The organism is Bacillus piscicola, assembly GCF_022458745.1.
In the GTDB taxonomy this organism is placed as follows: domain Bacteria; phylum Bacillota; class Bacilli; order Bacillales; family Marinococcaceae; genus Alteribacillus_A; species Alteribacillus_A piscicola.
Map to the genome: position 1 here is coordinate 1 of NZ_JAJJJF010000005.1, position 18,836 is coordinate 18,836.

Sequence of the window (18,836 nt, forward strand, 5' to 3'; positions counted from 1 at the left end):
CAAAAAACACGATGGCTCGATAGCTCAGTCGGTAGAGCAGAGGACTGAAAATCCTCGTGTCGGCGGTTCGATTCCGTCTCGAGCCACCATTTTATGTAATGCCGGTCTAGCTCAATTGGTAGAGCAACTGACTTGTAATCAGTAGGTTGGGGGTTCAAGTCCTCTGGCCGGCACCATTATAAAACTATTAACTCTTTTTGGAGGGGTAGCGAAGTTGGCCAAACGCGGCAGACTGTAAATCTGCTCCCTTTGGGTTCGGCGGTTCGAGTCCGTCCCCCTCCACCATTTGTGATAGGGGTATAGTTCAACGGTAGAACAGCGGTCTCCAAAACCGTCGATGTGGGTTCGATTCCTACTACCCCTGCCATTTTTTGAAATGGCGATTGTGGCGAAGTGGTTAACGCACCGGATTGTGGCTCCGGCACTCGTGGGTTCGATTCCCATCAATCGCCCCATGTGACATGTTGGGCTATAGCCAAGCGGTAAGGCAACGGACTTTGACTCCGTCATGCGCTGGTTCGAATCCAGCTAGCCCAGCCATAAAACGCGGAAGTAGTTCAGTGGTAGAACACCACCTTGCCAAGGTGGGGGTCGCGGGTTCGAATCCCGTCTTCCGCTCCATTATCACTCTGTGTGCATACTTTAAGTGAGAATCATGCACATGGCGGCATAGCCAAGTGGTAAGGCCAGGGTCTGCAAAACCCTTATTCCCCGGTTCGAATCCGGGTGCCGCCTCCACATTTACTATCACCTGCCGGGGTGGTGGAATTGGCAGACACACAGGACTTAAAATCCTGCGGTTGGTCTACAACCGTGCCGGTTCAAGTCCGGCCCTCGGCACCATTTTAACTCTATTCGTTATGATATGGCGGTGTGGCGGAATTGGCAGACGCGCACGACTCAAAATCGTGTTCCTTACGGAGTGCCGGTTCGACCCCGGCCACCGCTACCATAACTTCCTTTAAAAATAGTTTTGAATTTTAGCTCCTCACGTCTGTGAGGAGCTTTTAGCATAGTTTTGTGTTCATTCCATGTGTTGTGACAAAGGTCACAGCTGACTTGCTTGTTTTGTTATACAATCTTCGGGGAAATTATAATTGAGTTAAAGTAAGGGGGCAGTAAAAGTGGCAGAACAATACGATGATAGAGCACTGCGGTTGCAAGGATACCTTGACGAGTCAATCCAACCAATCCTAGACAGACTGTCTGTGATCGAGAAAGATTTGAAAGATATTAAGGATACGCAGGCCCAATTATGGGAGTTAATGAAGGAAAATCGTTAATCGTTTGGAGACACGGAGTCGGAGCAGGGGTACTAACCTGCTCCTTTTGTTGTTATATGGACTCATGGGGAAATTTCACGCTTGTACTCGTGAAGAATATAGGGGGATGCAGTACCACTGTGGATTTGTGTAAACATCTTGGAGGCGGAATCAAGCAGTTTTTTTGCCGTACTCGTGTCCATGGAAGGGCGTAAATAAAAAAGTTGTATAGCATTTGTTGTGTGTATGGTCACGTTCGCGTAATGAAAGTTGTCAGCAGGACCACCCAATTTGCTATTCTTGTCATATGCCATTATGTGCCTATTTTGTTGTGCACCGTCCGGCACAGCAGCTTCATCTTCTTCCTGAAACGAAATTTTGATATAATCACGTAGAGTGTCAAAATCATAAAGGCTGATTGGTATTTCAAACTGTAAGGAAAAGAACGTAGTTAAATCTGCGGCTGAGTGAATAAAAGGGAGATCTTTCCCATCACGAATTGATTGGAACAATGATTCATGAGTGAAACATTGATCGGTCAGGCCTGCCTGTTCGCTTGTATCACGCCATTCGCGGATACCGGGATAATCTAAGATAGTTTGGCCGAAAAGATCGGTTTTTATTTTTTCTTGGAAAAAACGCAGTCTTCCTTTCAGCATTTGTGGCGATTCAGCAACAACGATGTCCTTATAAAAAATAATACCTACCTTAAAATGAGGTATTTTCTTAAATATTGGATCTGCTACGGTTACCTTCATAAAATAACTCCTTTTGTTTCTTTCTTTATTAATAGAAGTTTACCACATCCGAACCGCAAAGGAGGGAGAAAGTGGTGGAACATGAAAAGTTGAAAGAGCAGATTGTTGCTTACAGTAAGCGGATAGGTATTGATAAAATTGGTTTTGCGTCTGCGAATCCATTTTTAACATTAAAAGAACGGCTTCTTGAACAGCGGCGGCTCGGATATCAGTCTGGGTTTGAAGAGAAGGATATTGAAAAACGGATAACGCCAGAACGCCTGCTGCCTGAAGCTAAAACAATCATAGCTATTGCGGTTGCCTACCCCTCGAAAATGAAAACATCTCCAAGGAATAAAAAAGGGATGCGGCGTGGAAGTTTTTGTCGAGCGTCTTGGGGAGAAGATTATCATCACGTCCTCCGTGAACGTCTAGAGCAATTAGAGGCATTTATATTAGAAATTGCTCCGCAGGCTCGCTGTAAATCGATGGTGGACACGGGTGAATTATCGGATCGTGCAGTTGCCGAGCGGGCGGGCATTGGCTGGAGCGGAAAAAACTGTGCCATTATTACCCCTGAGTTTGGATCCTACGTTTATCTGGGAGAGCTCATCACTACTCTATCTCTTACGCCGGATACTCCAATTACCGAACAATGCGGTTCTTGTAATAAATGTGTGGACGCTTGTCCAACTGATGCGCTTGTTCAAGGCGGTCAGCTTGATTCTAACAAATGTATTGCTTACCTGACACAGACAAAAGACTTTCTGCCCGAACAGTTTCGGAAAAAAATAGGTAATCGCCTGTACGGTTGTGATACATGCCAGACTGTCTGCCCGGAGAATAAAGGTATGGATTTTCATCATCAAACAGAGTTTGAACCTGATCCAGAAATAGCTAAACCAAAATTATTATCTTTATTATCGGTAAGCAATCGCGAATTTAAAAACACGTATGGTTCGCTCTCCGGTTCATGGCGAGGAAAAAAGCCAATTCAGCGGAACGCCGTGATCGCGCTTGGCAACTACAAAGATGAAGCAGCTACGGATTCATTAGGAAAGCTCCTGCTTCGCGATCCCCGGCCCGTGATTCGGGGAACAGCAGCTTGGTCTCTCGGTAAAATTGGTACGGATCAAGGGGAGGCATGGCTTCAGCAAGCAATCAAGGAAGAAAATGATGTTAACGTAATCGATGAAATTGAAAAATCACTTGCTATTATCAATGAACAGGTATGTGATTGAGAGGCGGGGTACCAATGCGTGTCTATTATGCAGAATACAATAGTCCCATCGGTCCAATAACGTTGATAACGACAGATAAAGGGCTGTGTTTTGTTCAATTCGGAAATGTCTCAGACGTCCTACCAGTTGCTGAGAAATGGCGGTCAAAACATTCTTTGCGAGGTACATTGATAGAAGACTGTGTTGCATTATCTGATGTAATCCAGCAACTTGACGAATACTTTTCGGGCAAGCGAGAAAAGATGGAAGTCACATTTGAACTATTCGGTACTCCGTTTCAACGGCGAGTGTGGCATGCCTTGGAGCATATTCCATATGGCGAAACCCGTTCATACAAAGAGATTGCAGCAGCGGCAGGTTCCCAAAAAGCGGTACGAGCTGTGGGTTCCGCGAATAATAAAAATCCTTTATCCATTTTTATTCCTTGTCATCGCGTCATTGGGAGCAACGGGAAGTTAGTTGGTTATGGGGGCGGATTAGATAAGAAAATAGCTCTTCTTCGTCTGGAAGGGGCATGGGGATGAGCTGATAATATCGGTAACAATCAACACGGTTTCCTAATGGGGACCGTGTTTTTCCATAGCTTTACGGAAACTTGTACTAAACAAAAAAAACGACAATAGAAATGATAGGGAGGTGAGAAGGATGTAAGAAGGATGTAACGGGAGGGCGGCCTTAAGATGAGGAACTGGGAGAAAGCTTTGGAGAAGCACGTTAGAGAGTGGATGGATTATCAGCTTGGTATCACGGAACGACGTCCCGAAACAATCGTTCCCCAAGAAACTCTTACTATTCAACGTTTCAGAGAATCACTGGAAAGACGTGGAGGAGAGCTTCTTAAAATGGATGTTTCGGTCCAACCGTATCGTATCCAAAGGCTTGATTTAGAGGAATTAGTTCGGTATCAACTATATTTTACAAAATTGATCAAAGTAAAAGATCATTACCATTTGGAGGAACATATTCATAAACGGGAAGCAAAAACCCATGCTGGACGAATTATTATTGATAAACGTTTACAGGATTCTTCCCTGCAAGCCGCACGTCATTCTCCTCCCACAGATATTAAGGGGGAAAGAAGCTTTGTATATGATCGCAGAAAAGCAGTGCAGTACGCGGAACGATGGTGGAATGATTACAACCCTCAATATCGAGCCTTTTCGGTAAATTGCACAAATTTTGTTTCTCAATGTCTGAGAGCGGGCAATGCCCCTATGCGGGGGATGCCAAACCGTGAAAAAGGCTGGTGGTACACAGATGATGGTTGGAGTTACAGCTGGTCTGTGGCCCATTCTTTTCGTTGGTATTTGAGCAGCTCGACTAGCGGTCTAACAGCAGTCGAAGTAGAGGAGGCAGCAGATTTAGGACTTGGGGATGTGATCTGTTACGATTTTAACGGAGATAACCGCTGGCAGCACACTACAATCGTAACTAACTTTGATGGAAACAATGAACCGCTTGTTAATGCACAAACCTCTAACAGCAGAGCAAGGTATTGGAAATATGACGATTCCACTGCCTGGACTCCTAATATTAAATATAAGTTTTTCCGGATTCAGTAACAATGAAATGAAACTCGTTGTGATATAATAAGAGGAAAAAAGTATTGTGATGTTTTAAGGATAGGATGAGATGTAAAAAATGAGCAACCATATTGTATTATACCAGCCGGAAATTCCTGCTAATACTGGGAATATTGCCCGTACATGTGCCGGAACAGGAACAGGGCTGCATTTAATTCGGCCCTTAGGTTTTTCGACAGAGGACCGGATGTTAAAACGAGCAGGCTGTGACTATTGGCCGCATGTGGACATTCACTATTATGATTCCCTTCAAGAGCTATTTAGCAAATGGGAACAGGGTGAATTTTATTTTATTGAAACAATCGGTAATCAAACGTACGCTGACATCTCTGTAAACGACTTGGAAAAAGATTATTTTTTTGTTTTTGGTAGAGAAACAAGCGGACTGCCGGAGGACGTGACATCCCAGTATCAAGAGAAATGTTTAAGAATACCGCAAAACAACGCAGTTCGTTCATTAAATTTGTCGAATACAGCGGCAATCGTAATCTACGAAGCTCTGCGTCAGCAACAGTTCCCCGATTTAACATAATTAAAAGAGCGCCTGGAAAGGCGCTTTTTTCAAACACACTATCTAGTTTTGTGAGGCTTGTCCTCAACACAGGCCGTCAAAATAGAAACGAGAAATGCTATACATACTCCTAGTATCAAGATAAGTTTCATATGTAAAAGAGCCTCCTTTTCACTTATTAACTTCCTCTTTTCCTCCGCTTATTATACCTTATTTCAGCCAGGATGTGAATATTTCTCAGACACGGTGCTGACATCTCTATGAAGACATTGGTATAATTGTCCTGACGCTGTTAAGAGGAGGAATGATTAGAATGTATGTAGTAATGAATGAACTACAAGTCCCGACTGATGCAAAAGAAGCGATGAAGGCACGCTTCGGAAAAAGTGCGGAAAATATGAAAGATGTGCCCGGCTGCTTGGATTTTATGTTTTTAGAAGAAGACTCAGAAAACAGCAGACAAATTGTATTTACAAAGTGGGATTCGAAACAATCTTATGATAATTGGCTTGAGAGCTCTGCATTTAAGAAGGCACACCAGGAAAAGGGAACATCTAAAGAAAAAAGCCCTGCTTCTGGAAATGAATTAAAGTCTTTTGACGTGATTCATCATTTATAATAAGAGTAATATGGTTACGGAAACTAATTACTTTTACCTGTAATTAACTACAGAAGATAAGGAAGAACTCCATGAAAAACACCTATATAACGAGCCATTTTCCGTTGATATCCATTTTGTTTTTCAGCTTATCGTTATCCATTTATATGGAGAATGTCATCACTCTTTGGCTTGCGGACATTGGATTGTATGCGGGCATGCTTGAGTTTTTCTCCGAAGCAGGGATAAAGCTGACGATGCTTTTTTTGTTAATGCTTTTTTTCTTTATGGTTTTTTCAGCATTAAAATTAATAGCTGATACCATCAACGAATTATCCTTGCTGTTTTTTTCGAAGGATGAAGAAGGGGCAAGCCTGCAGAAAGTCCGAGGCGGCTCGTGGGTGTATTTGGTTGGAGGCGCCATTTCTTTATTATTCGTTACATTTCCCGTTGGAATAGGTATCAGTTTTCTCGTTGCAACGCTCATTTATTTTATTTACTTTATCTATAAAGTGAGTGATACGATGAATGGTAGCGGGCTGATCGGCACTGTTTTCTTTCATGTTAGTTTTTGGAGTGCGCTACTGTTTTCTGTTTGCTTCGCAGCCATTAAGCTTTATAATAGTTTTATTAACAGCCTTCCTTTATAACATTGGAGCATCCACAATATGGTTGCTCCAATGGTTTTTTTTTGTCATTTTTTGCCCCGGGCGTCTTTCACCTCAAGCTAAGTGGCGAGTAGTTCACTGAGGTAAATCGGTAACAATTTCCTTCCACAATGTTAAATGAGGATGAGCAGAATGCAGGCGAGCTAACGAGCTGGGGTTATCTTGGCCAATCCAAACGCCTGTTGTATACCGGTCATTGTATCCTAAAAACCAGAAATCACGGCTATTATTTGTAGTTCCTGTCTTGCCGCCAACGTGTTGATTAGGTATGTTGGCTCTTTTACCTGTCCCCTCAGTGAGTACCCTCCTCATCATGGTGCGGAGCTTGTCATTTGTTTCCGGACTCCAAACTTTTTGTGTGTTTTCTTTCCATTCATATATGACGTTCCCTTTGCTGTCCGTAACACGTAAAATCCCACGCGGAATTGTATATTTACCAGCATTGGAATAAACCGTGTATGCCTTTGTCATCTCTAGTGGTGTCATGCCGTACGTGAAGCCCCCCAATGCTGCTGGATATTGGTAATCTCCATGCTGGATCTTTGAAAAGCCAAACTTTTCAAGGTAACCAAAAGAGGTATCCACCCCGGTTTCAGAAAACAGCCGGATAGCTGCTGTATTGTAGGACTTCGCAAACGCATGACTTAAGGAGACGGATCCGTAAAAACTTCTACCAGCGTTGGAAGGACAATACCCGTTGTGACAAAACCGAGCGGTGCTCACCAGGCTGTTTACCTCTTTTCCCGTTTGGTCGAGATAAGGGCCGAACACAAGAAGCGGTTTAATAGCTGACCCAGGCTGCCGATAAGCTTGAAAGGCACGCTGAAAGTCATATTTTTGATAATTTGCCCCGCCGCTCATTGCTTTAATCTGGTGGGTGGTATGATCAATAACGACCGCAGCCCCTTGAACATGCCACTTATTTAAATAGGTGTCAGTTCTGTCTATCACTTGTTTTTGGATGGAAGGATCTAATGCCGTTTCAATGTGGATACCAGATTTAAGCACATCTTTTACCCTTCTCGCTAGTTGCTTTTTAACAAATTCTCTTTCTTCATCGTTGGCCTGTTTTATTCTCCTTGTAAAACCTTCTCGGGATGCAATTAATTCTTTTAATTCATTTTCAATATAAACAACGTAGTCAGGATAAAGATCCCGAGGTTTCGTGTAACTGACCGATATCGATTCTTGGGATGCTTCTTCCTGTTCTGCTTTAGAAATCACGCCGGCTTCCTCCATTTTTGTTAAGATCCATTGTTGTCGCAAGAGGGTATTTTCCTTGTGATGCAGTGGGTCATAATGAGAGGGATTAGCCGGAATTGCAGCAAGAAAAGCCGTTTCAGCTAGTGATAACTGTTGACTGGTTTTACCGAAATAGGTTCGGCTTGCAGTCTCAAATCCATAGATGCCGTTTTGATAATAAGTAGTATTTATGTAAAGTTCCAGAATTTTGTCTTTGGAATACGTCTGTTCCATTTGATAAGCGTATAGAACCTCGCTTAATTTGCGGTTATATGTTTGTTCCTGTGTCAGAAACAGATTGCGGACAACCTGTTGCGTTATCGTGCTGGCACCTTCCTCAATATTGCCAGCTTTTGAGTTCGTAATGACCGCACGGAATACAGCTGATATATCGACTCCCTCATGTTCATAGAAAAAGCGGTCTTCTGTCGCAAGAAAGGCTTGGAGCACTTTTTCGGGAATATCGTTGTACCTGATATAACGGCGGTTCTCCTCACTGCGAATCTCTGAAATAAGATCCATATTTTTGTCGTACATATAGCTGTTTTGCGCAATGGAAATCGTATCGATGCTGATTTCTTCTTCAAGTACCGTTGTGATGGATTTAGCCTCTCTTCCTTCTTGAAGCACGGCAACGAAAAAGCAGGCAAACAGGATAAGCAATCCTAAAATAAAGCAATACCCGGTTGTTATTCGCACGGATGATCACACTTTCATTTCGGTGGTTTTATATTCTCTTTTTATATCGGCAAGTTAGTAGGTTATGTTCCTATTATTTTTGCATAGACATGAAGTAATCAACATGAAATTTAGGAAGCAGCCCAATCTGCTTTTTGTAACTTAGTTTTTTTAGGAAGGAAAAGGGGGCTCTCAACTTGAATATCTTGAATAAAGTAAGGCAGTCACGTGAAGAAGAAGAGACGCTGCGTTGGAGAGGAACATTTAAGGAGTATTTAGAGTTACTAAAAGAAAATCCGCACATTGCGCAGACAGCTCATTCCCGTGTTTACAATATGATTAAAGATGCCGGTGTAATTGAAAGAGACAATAAAAAAATGTACAAGTTTTTTGGGGATGAAATTTATGGGTTAGAAGAAGCTTTAGAAAAACTAGTGGAAGAGTATTTTCATTCAGCGGCCCGGAGATTAGATGTAAGGAAGAGGATCTTGTTGTTAATGGGTCCGGTGAGTGGTGGTAAATCTACAATCGTGACTTTACTGAAGAGAGGGCTGGAGGAATATTCACGTACGGACAAAGGGGCAGTATATGCCATTGAGGGATGCCCGATGCACGAAGATCCCCTTCATCTCATCCCCCCTCATCTTCGTGAAGAATTTTATCAGGAATACGGGATCCGGATTGAGGGTCACTTGTCACCATTGAACGTGATGCGTCTGGAAACAGAATATGACGGCCGCATTGAAGACGTAATGGTGGAAAGGATATTTTTCTCCGAAGATAGGCGGGTAGGGATTGGGACTTTCAGCCCTTCTGATCCTAAATCGCAAGACATTGCTGATTTGACCGGGAGTATCGATTTTTCAACCATTGCCGAGTATGGATCGGAGTCTGATCCGCGTGCTTACCGGTTTGATGGGGAACTAAACAAAGCGAATCGGGGAATGATGGAATTTCAAGAAATGTTAAAGTGTGACGAGAAATTTTTGTGGCACTTGCTGTCGCTGACACAGGAGGGGAATTTTAAAGCGGGACGCTTTGCCTTAATTAGTGCGGATGAGCTTATAGTAGCGCACACAAACGAATCGGAATACAAGTCCTTCATAGCCAACAAGAAGAATGAGGCACTCCACTCACGGATTATTGTCATGAACATTCCGTATAACTTGAAAATATCGGAGGAAGAACGAATTTATGAAAAAATGATCCGCGAAAGTGATATGTCGCATGTACACATCGCACCGCATGCTTTGCGGACGGCCGCTATATTCTCGGTGCTAACCAGATTAAAAGAACCAAAAAAACAAAGTGTCGATCTTGTTAAAAAAATGCGTCTTTATGACGGGGAGATACTCGAGGGTTTTAAAGAGCAGGATGTGGATGAATTAAAAAACGAATATCACGATGAAGGAATGGATGGTATAGACCCACGTTATGTTATAAACCGGATTTCTTCTGCAATCATTCGTAAAGATGTGGCATCGATTAATGCCTTGGATGTGCTGCGCTCCTTAAAAGATGGTCTCGACCAGCATCCGGCAATCTCCAATGAAGATAAGGAACGGTATTTAGATTTCATCTCGATTGCGAGGAAAGAGTATGACGACGCTGCAAAAAAAGAAGTGCAGAAAGCATTTGTTTATTCCTATGAGGAATCAGCAAAAACACTTATGGATAACTATTTAGATAATGTGGAGGCTTATTGTAACAAAAGCAAAATGAAAGATCCGTTAACTGGAGAGGAAATGAGCCCGGACGAGAAGTTAATGCGTTCGATTGAGGAACAGATTGGCATTTCGGAAAATGCAAAGAGATCGTTTCGAGAGGAAATCCTCATTCGTATTTCTGCTTATGCCCGCAAAGGGAAAAAGTTTGATTACAATTCACATGAGCGTCTCCGGGAAGCTATTCAGAAAAAATTATTTGCCGACTTAAAAGATGTAGTCAAAATTACTACCTCTACGAAAACCCCTGATGAGTCTCAGTTGAAAAAGATAAACGAAGTCATTGCACGCTTAATTGATGAACACGGCTACAATTCTGTTTCAGCTAATGAATTACTGCGCTATGTCGGCAGCCTCTTAAACCGATAAGGCTCAAAATCATACAGACGAAAAGCAGTCCTTTCCCACCCGGAAGGACTGCTTTTCTATGGGTTAAAATCACATTCAATAATTGAAGAAACAGAAAAACAATGGTACATTATAAAAGATACGATTGGAGGAAAGGTGCATGAATCAAATAGCACGTGAATTATGGGATTGGGTTAAGACGTTTGTTATCGTTATCGTTATCGTTTTAGTTGTCAGGACTTTTTTCTTTGCCAATTATATGGTGCACGGAGAGTCAATGATGCCGACGATTGAAAATGGGGAACGTCTGATTATTAATAAAATCGGCTACGAGTTTACTAATCCCGACCGCTTTGATCTTATTGTGTTTCATGCGACGGAAGAGAGTGATTACATTAAACGAGTCATCGGGCTTCCTGGAGATCATATCAAATATGAAGACGATACATTATATATAAACGGAGAAGCGTATGAGGAAGAATACTTAACTCCGTACCGTAGCACATACGAAAATGGCCCTTTTACAAACGACTTTACTTTGGAAGAAGTAACTGGTTTCTCGGAAGTGCCCGAAGGAAAAGTATTTGTGCTTGGTGATAACCGGCAAAACAGTATGGATAGCCGTCAGATTGGTTTTGTGGATATGTCTGAGATTGTCGGGAAGGCAAATATCCGTTACTGGCCTGTAAATGAGTTCACGATTATAAAATAAACAAGCCTTTGCGAAAAGCAAAGGTTTTTTTAATTATTGCAATTATCTTGTCTTCCCTGCATAGAATAGAGTAACCATTCTTAAATGGGCATGGAGCTAGGAAAGGGGGCCCATGATGACAGGAAACAGCAAACAGAACTTTATTGTGTCAAAAGAGGACTGGTCCCTGCATCGAAAAGGCCATCAAGATCAACGAAGGCACCAAGAAAAAGTGCAAGAGGCAATCAAGAATAATCTCCCGGATCTCATTAGCGAAGAGAACATTATTATGTCTAAAGGCAAGGACGTTGTCCGCATCCCAATCCGGTCTGTGGATGAGTACAAAATCCGTTACAATATGGATAATAACAAATATACAGGACAGGGTGACGGAGACAGCCAAGAAGGCGATGTCATTGCGAGAGAGCCAGGAGGAAATCAACAAAAAGGTGCAGCCGGAACGAAACCCGGAGACAAATCGGGCGAAGATTATTATGAAGCCGAAGTATCTGTTTTGGAATTAGAGAAGCTGTTGTTCAATGAAATGTCTTTACCGAATTTGCAGCAAAAGGAACGAGATGAGATAGTTGTGGAAGATATTGAGTTCAATGACATTCGCAAAAAGGGCTTAATGGGAAATATTGATAAAAAGCGTACGATTTTATCGGCATTCAAGCGAAACGCAATGGAAGGTAAGCCGCAGATTAATCCGATTCACAATGACGATTTACGCTTTAAGACCTGGAATGAAAAAGTGAAACCAGAATCAAAGGCCGTTGTTCTTGCGATGATGGATACCTCAGGATCAATGGGACGCTGGGAAAAGTTTATGGCAAGGAGTTTTTTCTTCTGGATGGTTCGGTTTTTGCGGACCAAATATGAAACGGTTCATATTGAATTTATTGCCCATCATACGGAGGCGAAAGTCGTAAGTGAGGATGACTTTTTTTCAAAAGGAGAAAGCGGTGGAACGATCTGTTCTTCCGCTTACGAAAAGGCGTTAGAGTTAATAGAAAAACAATATGATCCTGCATCCTATAACATCTATCCTTTTCATTTCTCAGATGGGGATAACTTGACATCAGATAATCAAAGGTGCCTACGCTTAATTAATCAATTAATGGACGCATCGAGCATGGTAGGTTATGCAGAAGTAAATCAGTACCAGCGCCATTCCACTTTAATGCAATCGTATAAGAAAATAGACGATATCCGCTTCAGGCGCTATATTTTAAAGCAAAAGGGAGATGTTTTTCATTCCTTAAAGTATTTTTTCTCTCAAGAAGAGCCTGGACTCGTTTAAAAAGGGTCACTATTTTGACTGTCTCACTAGAGAAAGACACGATCTAGCGAGACAGTTTTTTTAAGTGGTTGTAATATTTAAAAAACAACGTAATATGGAGTGGAGAACAATGAAGCCTGTAAAAAAGGAGGATGAACATGATAGAATTATTTCGAAAGCAAGAAGAGGTCTTTACCTTTTACGATGGAGAAGGCAAGAAGGTAGACAGAAAAACGGAAATTCGGCAGGATCCCCTGACAGGAGAAACTTCTCGGCTTGTTTTTGATCCAGGGGTGGAGTTCACGATACCAGATTACTCAGAAACAGCTAAAAAAACAGCAGGTAAAAATTGCCCCTTCTGCCCTGAAAACATAGAGAAAATGACACCGGTTTTTCCTGACTCTATTAGCCGTACAGGACGGATAAGGCACGGAGATGCAGTAGTATTTCCCAACCTTTTCCCTTACAGCAAACATAACGGCGTTGTCGTCTTCTCGGGAGTTCACTATGTACGTTTAGATGATTTTACGCCAGAAATCATAAAAAACGCCTTTATGTGCGCCCATACATACATTCGTCGTGTTCAGAAGGAGGAAGATACTCCTTTGTATACGTCGATTAATTGGAATTACCTTCCACACTCTGGTGGGAGTATTCTTCACCCACACTTGCACGTTATCTTATCGGAAGCGCCAACCAATACACAGTCTCTGACAGAAAAACGTGGAGAAGAATTCAAGCGATCTTATCAAAAAGACTATTTAACAGCGTTATATGAAGCAGAACGTCATCAAGGAGAAAGGTTTATCGGGGAGCGTGGAGACGTGGCCTGGATACACGCGTTTGCTCCTAAAAGTCACCATGATTACATGGCTATCTTTCGCGGGAAAAGGGGCTTAGAGGAAATTCAAGAGAGGGATTGGCTGCATTTTGCGGAAGGATTGCAACGGATTTTTGCGAGTCTTACAGCACAGGGGCTGGCAAGTTTTAATATGGTTTTGACGGTTCCGGAGAAATCAAGTGCACTGCCCGTACATGCCCGCCTTATCCCGCGCCTTGCGATAGGAGGACTTGCCACAAGTGACATTAACTTTTTTCAAGCACTGCATCAAGAACCACTTTCCTACAAATCACCGGAAAAAAATGCAGAGCAGGCGCGGCAGAACTTCTCAAAACGATTCTAAGCATAGAAATACCGCGGGGGAGCTCTCTCTACCCGCGGTTTTTTGTTCGTTACAGCAATCGTTGGTCGGGATGACAGGATTCGAACCTGCGACTCCAGACACCCCATGCCTGTGCTCTGCCAAGCTGAGCTACATCCCGCTCTCTTCATTAATTCTAGTATATATTTCATAATTCTGCAATAAAGACTAGCTTGTAGGTGAAGTATAATACGATGAATCTTTTGTTTTTCTTATCAAAAACGGTGGTAGAATGGTATTAGAAAGGCGGTGGGACAATGGGTGAGAAGTTTATTTTAGCACTTGATCAAGGAACGACGAGTTCAAGAGCGATATTATTCGATCATCATGGTTCACTTCTAGCAATGGAGCAGCAGGAGTTTACTCAATATTTTCCAGCGCCCGGCTGGGTAGAGCACGATGCAGAGGAGATCTGGGCATCCACTTTACGTGTCATAGCCGGTGTATTAAAGAAAGCAAACGTGTCAGCTGAGCAGGTGGCAGCGATTGGGATTACGAACCAGCGAGAGACGACAGTTATTTGGGATAAATATTCGGGGAAGCCGGTATACAATGCAATTGTGTGGCAATCACGACAGACTGCGGCGCTTTGCGATGATTTGAAAGAACAAGGATTGGAGCAGAAAGTACGGGAAAAAACAGGGCTGTTAATTGATCCTTATTTTTCAGCAACAAAAGCGAAATGGATTTTAGATAGAGTAGATGGGGCAAGAACTAGAGCAGAAAATGGCGACCTCTTATTTGGCACGATGGACTCGTGGATTATCTGGAAATTATCAGGTGGTTCTGCCCATGTGACGGATTATTCGAATGCATCGCGGACGTTAATGTATAACATTCATACACTCACTTGGGATGAAGAGTTACTACATATGTTTGACATTCCGAAACAACTGCTTCCTGAAGTGAAACCATCATCAGCCATTTATGCACATACTGATAAATCCCACTTTTTCGGTTGTGCGGTTCCAATAGCCGGAGCTTGCGGGGATCAACAGGCTGCATTATTCGGGCAGGCTTGTTTCGAAAAAGGCATGACAAAAAATACATATGGTACGGGCTGTTTCATGCTGATGAATACCGGTGAACAAGCTGTTCAGTCTCGCCACGGCCTATTGACGACCATCGCGTGGGGGTTTGATGGGAAGGTAGAATATGCGCTCGAAGGCAGTATTTTTGCAACCGGCTCCGCTGTCCAATGGCTGCGAGATGGGATGCAAATGTTGAAGGCAGCCAAAGAATCAGAAGCGTATGCCGAGCGTGCGGGTGGTAACGGAGGTGTTTATGTCGTGCCGGCTTTTGTAGGTCTCGGAACCCCTTATTGGGACAGTGAAGTTCGCGGGGCTGTATTCGGTCTTACACGGGGAACGCAAAAAGAACATCTTATCCGTGCGACATTGGAATCCATAGCGTACCAAACAAAAGATGTCATTGATGTCATGATGGAAGACGCAGGCGTAGTCATTCCCGTACTGCGAGTGGACGGAGGAGCAGTTGAGAACAATTTTCTGATGCAGTTTCAAAGTGATATGATTCAAGTGCCGGTTGAAAGGCCGGTCATCCAAGAAACAACTGCCCTGGGGGCGGCTTATCTTGCTGGCTTGGCCGTTGGTTTTTGGGAAAATAAACAAGAAGTGACGAAAAAATGGAATTTAGATAGGACATTTCGTGTGAGTATGGACAAAAAAGAACGGGATGCGTTATATGCGGATTGGCTGAAAGCGGTTCAAGCAGCACGAATGTTTAAGTAGGGGAATAGTGATTATTTGATAGTGAAGGAGAGCGGTAGTAATGGAGTGGCGAAATAATTGGCAGCGCTGGCATGATCATGTTGGACTGGAAGCAGCGATCAAGAGACAATTACAAGAGCTGACAGCCGATGAGGCAAGGTTGGAAGACTGTTTTTATAAATACCTGGAGTTTGGGACGGGTGGAATGCGTGGAGAGATGGGGCCCGGAACAAACCGAATGAATGTGTTTACGGTGCGCCGGGCGGCAGAGGGTTTGGCACGTTACATCGAATACCACGGGGAAAAAGCGAAAGAACGGGGAGTGGCCATTGCTTTTGACTCACGACATCACTCTTATACGTTTGCTAGGGAAACAGCTCTGACGCTTGGCGCTCATAATATTCAAGTCTTCATGTTTCAAGAGTTGCGGCCGACCCCGGTATTGTCCTTTGCGGTCAGACAGTTGCAGGCGTTTGCAGGAGTGATGATAACAGCGAGTCATAACCCTCCGGAATACAATGGCTTTAAAGTATACGGAGAGGATGGTGCTCAGTTTCCTCCAGAACCTTCTCAGCTGCTAATGGCTAAAGTAGAGGAAGTAGAAAATGAATTAACGATACCAGTTGCCGATGAAAAGGAAATGAAAGCAAAGAGAAAATTGATCATTATCGGCGAAGAAATAGATAAGGCCTATAATGATGAATTGCAAACGGTCAGCTTACATCCCGAACTTATCCAAGAAAAAGGCGGACAAGTATCCATTGTGTTCACCCCTTTACACGGTACAGCGAATATTCCAGTTACAAGAATTTTGGAGACAAGTGGATTTACAAACATTCATGTTGTGAAAGAACAGGCATTGCCTGATCCGGACTTTTCCACGGTAAAAAGCCCGAATCCTGAAGAGAAAGCAGCTTTTGAACTAGCCATTCAAGCTGGGGAAAAACAGAGGGCTGATATTTTGATTGCGACGGATCCTGACGCTGATCGTGCCGGTATTGCTGTGAAGGATATGGATAACCATTATCAGCTTTTAACTGGAAATCAAACAGGAGCATTAATGCTTGAATATCTACTTTCACAGCGAAAGGAAAAAGGAGAACTTCCTGTAAACGGTGTCGTTTTAAAAACGATTGTCACGTCTGAGTTAGGACGGAAAATTGCTGAATATTACGGTCTAACGGTGATTGACACGTTAACAGGCTTTAAATTCATAGCTGAACAAATTAAACAAATGAATGAAAGCGGAAATGGTAATTTTCAGTTTGGTTATGAAGAATCCTATGGATATTTGGCAGATGACTTTGTCCGTGATAAGGATGCCATTCAAGCTGCGCTTGTTCTCTCTGAAATGGCCCTATGGTATAAACAACAAGAGAATAAAACACTCTATGAGGCACTACATGAGGTGTATCGCAAGTATGGTTGCTTCAAAGAAGATCTCGTGTCTTTAACGTTAAAGGGAAAAAATGGCGTTGAGAAAATGGATGAGATAATGAGATCATTTAGAGAGGAACCACCTGTAACAGCAGGGGGTCATAAAGTGGCTGTCATGGAGGATTATAAAACCTCGGAACGTTCTTATTTAATAGACTCCCAAAAAGAGAAAATAAAACTGCCAGTTTCCAATGTATTGAAATTTTTTAGGGAAGATGGATCGTGGTTTTGCATACGACCTTCCGGTACAGAACCTAAAATAAAGTTTTATTTCGGCGTTCAAGATAAAGAGTCTACTCAGGCAGAAAAGAACCTTGAACAGCTAAAAACAGATATTATGACAAAGGCAAAGGAACTAATATAATAAAATGTTTTTGTTTGTCTCCTCTGTTCATTGATCCGTTTTTTATTCATATAGTAAGGATAAGAAGACGGAGGAGGGAGAAACGTGCATCTTCATGAAGAAAAGGAATTAAAGCGTGCGATAGCAGAGATAACGGAAATTGCCGACTCCTTTGGTTTGGATTATTATCCGATGCGCTATGAAATTTGCCCGGCTGACATCATTTATACATTTGGAGCGTACGGGATGCCGACACGCTATTCCCATTGGAGCTTTGGCAAACAATTTCATAAAATGAAACTCCATTACGACCTTGGGTTAAGTAAAATTTACGAGTTAGTGATAAATTCTGATCCCTGCTATGCTTTTTTACTTGACAGTAACTCTTTAATCCAAAATAAGCTAATCGTTGCGCATGTATTGGCACATAGTGACTTTTTCAAAAATAACGTTCGCTTTTCGAACACTAGACAAGACATGGTAGAAAGTATGTCAGCCGCAGCTGAACGTATTTCTCATTATGAAATGGAATACGGAAAGAAAGAAGTTGAAAGTTTTCTTGATGCCGTACTGGCAGTTCAAGAGCATATTGATCCAAGCCTTATCCGTCCACAGCTGGATTGGTCGCTTGATGAGGAAGAAGAGGAAGGAACCAGAAGTCCAGGTCCTTATGATGATTTATGGAGCCTGGATGATAATGAATCCTCTTCTCCTCCTCCAAAAAAAACGAAAGCGTTTCCACCTCGCCCTGAAAAAGATCTGCTCTTATTTATTCAGGAATACAGTCGTGATCTGGAAGACTGGCAGCGTGATATATTAACCATGATGCGCGAGGAAATGCTATATTTTTGGCCGCAATTAGAGACGAAGATTATGAACGAGGGCTGGGCCTCCTATTGGCACGCTAAAATCTTGAGAGAATTAGATCTGAATACGGAAGAAAGCATTGAATTTGCTAAACTAAACGCAAGTGTGATTCAGCCGTCACGGACGAGTGTTAACCCGTATCACCTTGGGGTGAAAATTTTCGAGAGCATTGAGGAAGAGTATAATAACCCAGGAGAAGAACTGCGCGAACTGGGAGTACAGCCTGGAAGCGGGCAGGAGAAGATTTTTGAAGTAAGAGAGCTTGAGTCCGACACTTCTTTTATACGAAATTACGTAACAAAGAAGTTAGTACAAGAGGAAGATATGTATTTATTTCAGAAACAAGGAAGAGATTATACAATAGTAGATAAACACTGGGAAAACGTCAGAGATCAGCTCATCCGCTCACGCGTGAATGGAGGTTTTCCTTATTTATCCGTAACCAATGGTGATTATGCTAAGGCTGGTGAATTATATATCAATCACCATTATGAAGAAGAAGAACTGGATATTCGCTATCTGGAAAAAACATTGCCTTATTTATATCAGTTGTGGGGGCGAACCGTTCATATCGAGACAACAGTTGATAATAAGAGGGTGCAGTTCAGTTCGAATGGCCGGAAAATTCACCGGAGAACGTTGTAGGTGAAGACATAAGCACGGAGCATATGAGAGCAGCTCCGTGCCTTGTG

Annotated in this window: 16 protein-coding genes and 11 tRNA genes; 24 read left to right on the forward strand and 3 right to left on the reverse strand. The window is 42.7% G+C overall.

Going from position 1 to position 18,836, the window contains the following annotated elements; all coding sequences use genetic code 11:
• Positions 1–13 precede the first annotated feature (13 nt).
• The 11 genes from LOR49_RS09745 (at position 14) to LOR49_RS09795 (ending at position 1,283) form a co-directional block, all read left to right on the forward strand.
• A tRNA-Phe gene (locus LOR49_RS09745) sits at positions 14–89 on the forward strand.
• Positions 90–100: 11 nt separating this feature from the next.
• Positions 101–176: transfer RNA gene (locus tag LOR49_RS09750), tRNA-Thr, on the forward strand.
• 23 nt (positions 177–199) lie between these two features.
• Positions 200–285 (forward strand) — tRNA-Tyr (locus LOR49_RS09755).
• Positions 286–293: 8 nt separating this feature from the next.
• Positions 294–367: transfer RNA gene (locus LOR49_RS09760), tRNA-Trp, on the forward strand.
• Positions 368–379: 12 nt separating this feature from the next.
• Positions 380–455, forward strand: a tRNA-His gene (locus LOR49_RS09765).
• 10 nt (positions 456–465) lie between these two features.
• Positions 466–540: transfer RNA gene (locus LOR49_RS09770), tRNA-Gln, on the forward strand.
• 6 nt (positions 541–546) lie between these two features.
• Positions 547–621, forward strand: a tRNA-Gly gene (locus LOR49_RS09775).
• Between the two features lie 42 nt (positions 622–663).
• Positions 664–738: transfer RNA gene (locus LOR49_RS09780), tRNA-Cys, on the forward strand.
• A gap of 15 nt (positions 739–753) precedes the next feature.
• Positions 754–843 (forward strand) — tRNA-Leu (locus LOR49_RS09785).
• A 24-nt stretch (positions 844–867) separates the two neighbouring features.
• A tRNA-Leu gene (locus LOR49_RS09790) sits at positions 868–952 on the forward strand.
• Between the two features lie 172 nt (positions 953–1,124).
• Positions 1,125–1,283, forward strand: coding sequence for a hypothetical protein (locus LOR49_RS09795; protein WP_240376386.1), 159 nt, complete (start codon positions 1,125–1,127; stop codon positions 1,281–1,283).
• A gap of 62 nt (positions 1,284–1,345) precedes the next feature.
• On the opposite strand, the gene LOR49_RS09800 is transcribed toward LOR49_RS09795, so the two are convergent.
• The gene (locus LOR49_RS09800; protein WP_240376388.1) at positions 1,346–2,020 is read right to left on the reverse strand and encodes a hypothetical protein; all 675 of its coding nucleotides are present in this window, start codon (positions 2,018–2,020) and stop codon (positions 1,346–1,348) included.
• A gap of 74 nt (positions 2,021–2,094) precedes the next feature.
• Between LOR49_RS09800 and queG the strand changes: the two genes are divergently transcribed.
• The 6 genes from queG (at position 2,095) to LOR49_RS09830 (ending at position 6,582) form a co-directional block, all read left to right on the forward strand.
• Positions 2,095–3,240, forward strand: a complete 1,146-nt coding sequence (queG, locus tag LOR49_RS09805) for a tRNA epoxyqueuosine(34) reductase QueG (protein ID WP_240376390.1) — start codon at positions 2,095–2,097, stop codon at positions 3,238–3,240.
• Between the two features lie 14 nt (positions 3,241–3,254).
• On the forward strand, positions 3,255–3,764 hold the full coding sequence (locus LOR49_RS09810; protein ID WP_240376391.1) for a methylated-DNA--[protein]-cysteine S-methyltransferase: 510 nt from the start codon (positions 3,255–3,257) through the stop codon (positions 3,762–3,764).
• A 156-nt stretch (positions 3,765–3,920) separates the two neighbouring features.
• On the forward strand, positions 3,921–4,802 hold the full coding sequence (locus LOR49_RS09815; RefSeq protein ID WP_240376392.1) for an amidase domain-containing protein: 882 nt from the start codon (positions 3,921–3,923) through the stop codon (positions 4,800–4,802).
• A 79-nt stretch (positions 4,803–4,881) separates the two neighbouring features.
• Positions 4,882–5,355 (forward strand): tRNA (uridine(34)/cytosine(34)/5-carboxymethylaminomethyluridine(34)-2'-O)-methyltransferase TrmL, encoded by a 474-nt coding sequence (gene trmL / locus LOR49_RS09820; protein ID WP_240376393.1) that lies wholly within the window; start codon positions 4,882–4,884, stop codon positions 5,353–5,355.
• Between the two features lie 292 nt (positions 5,356–5,647).
• Positions 5,648–5,953, forward strand: coding sequence for an antibiotic biosynthesis monooxygenase family protein (locus LOR49_RS09825; protein WP_240376394.1), 306 nt, complete (start codon positions 5,648–5,650; stop codon positions 5,951–5,953).
• A 71-nt stretch (positions 5,954–6,024) separates the two neighbouring features.
• Positions 6,025–6,582, forward strand: coding sequence for a DUF5366 family protein (locus LOR49_RS09830; protein ID WP_240376396.1), 558 nt, complete (start codon positions 6,025–6,027; stop codon positions 6,580–6,582).
• Between the two features lie 93 nt (positions 6,583–6,675).
• On the opposite strand, the gene LOR49_RS09835 is transcribed toward LOR49_RS09830, so the two are convergent.
• Positions 6,676–8,541: a transglycosylase domain-containing protein gene (locus tag LOR49_RS09835; protein ID WP_240376398.1), complete on the reverse strand. Its 1,866-nt coding sequence runs from the start codon at positions 8,539–8,541 to the stop codon at positions 6,676–6,678.
• A 176-nt stretch (positions 8,542–8,717) separates the two neighbouring features.
• Here LOR49_RS09835 and LOR49_RS09840 point away from each other — a divergent pair, with 176 nt between their 5' ends.
• From LOR49_RS09840 to LOR49_RS09855, 4 genes are all read left to right on the forward strand, one after another.
• Positions 8,718–10,613, forward strand: a complete 1,896-nt coding sequence (locus LOR49_RS09840) for a PrkA family serine protein kinase (protein WP_240376400.1) — start codon at positions 8,718–8,720, stop codon at positions 10,611–10,613.
• Positions 10,614–10,752: 139 nt separating this feature from the next.
• The gene (lepB, locus tag LOR49_RS09845) at positions 10,753–11,304 is read left to right on the forward strand and encodes a signal peptidase I (protein ID WP_240376402.1); all 552 of its coding nucleotides are present in this window, start codon (positions 10,753–10,755) and stop codon (positions 11,302–11,304) included.
• 115 nt (positions 11,305–11,419) lie between these two features.
• Positions 11,420–12,586, forward strand: coding sequence for a sporulation protein YhbH (yhbH, locus tag LOR49_RS09850; protein WP_240376404.1), 1,167 nt, complete (start codon positions 11,420–11,422; stop codon positions 12,584–12,586).
• Positions 12,587–12,723: 137 nt separating this feature from the next.
• On the forward strand, positions 12,724–13,749 hold the full coding sequence (locus tag LOR49_RS09855) for a hypothetical protein (protein ID WP_240376406.1): 1,026 nt from the start codon (positions 12,724–12,726) through the stop codon (positions 13,747–13,749).
• A gap of 62 nt (positions 13,750–13,811) precedes the next feature.
• Here the strand turns inward: LOR49_RS09855 and LOR49_RS09860 are convergent.
• Positions 13,812–13,888, reverse strand: a tRNA-Pro gene (locus LOR49_RS09860).
• A gap of 136 nt (positions 13,889–14,024) precedes the next feature.
• On the opposite strand from LOR49_RS09860, the gene glpK reads away from it, so the two are divergent.
• The 3 genes from glpK to LOR49_RS09875 all read left to right on the forward strand — a co-directional run bounded on the left by glpK (position 14,025) and on the right by LOR49_RS09875 (position 18,789).
• Complete coding sequence (gene glpK / locus LOR49_RS09865; RefSeq protein WP_240376409.1) at positions 14,025–15,518, forward strand: glycerol kinase GlpK; 1,494 nt, start codon at positions 14,025–14,027, stop codon at positions 15,516–15,518.
• 40 nt (positions 15,519–15,558) lie between these two features.
• Entirely contained in the window at positions 15,559–17,298 is a 1,740-nt protein-coding gene (locus LOR49_RS09870; RefSeq protein WP_240376410.1) for a phospho-sugar mutase, read from the forward strand.
• A gap of 84 nt (positions 17,299–17,382) precedes the next feature.
• Positions 17,383–18,789 (forward strand): SpoVR family protein, encoded by a 1,407-nt coding sequence (locus LOR49_RS09875; RefSeq protein WP_240376411.1) that lies wholly within the window; start codon positions 17,383–17,385, stop codon positions 18,787–18,789.
• Positions 18,790–18,836: the final 47 nt, after the last annotated feature.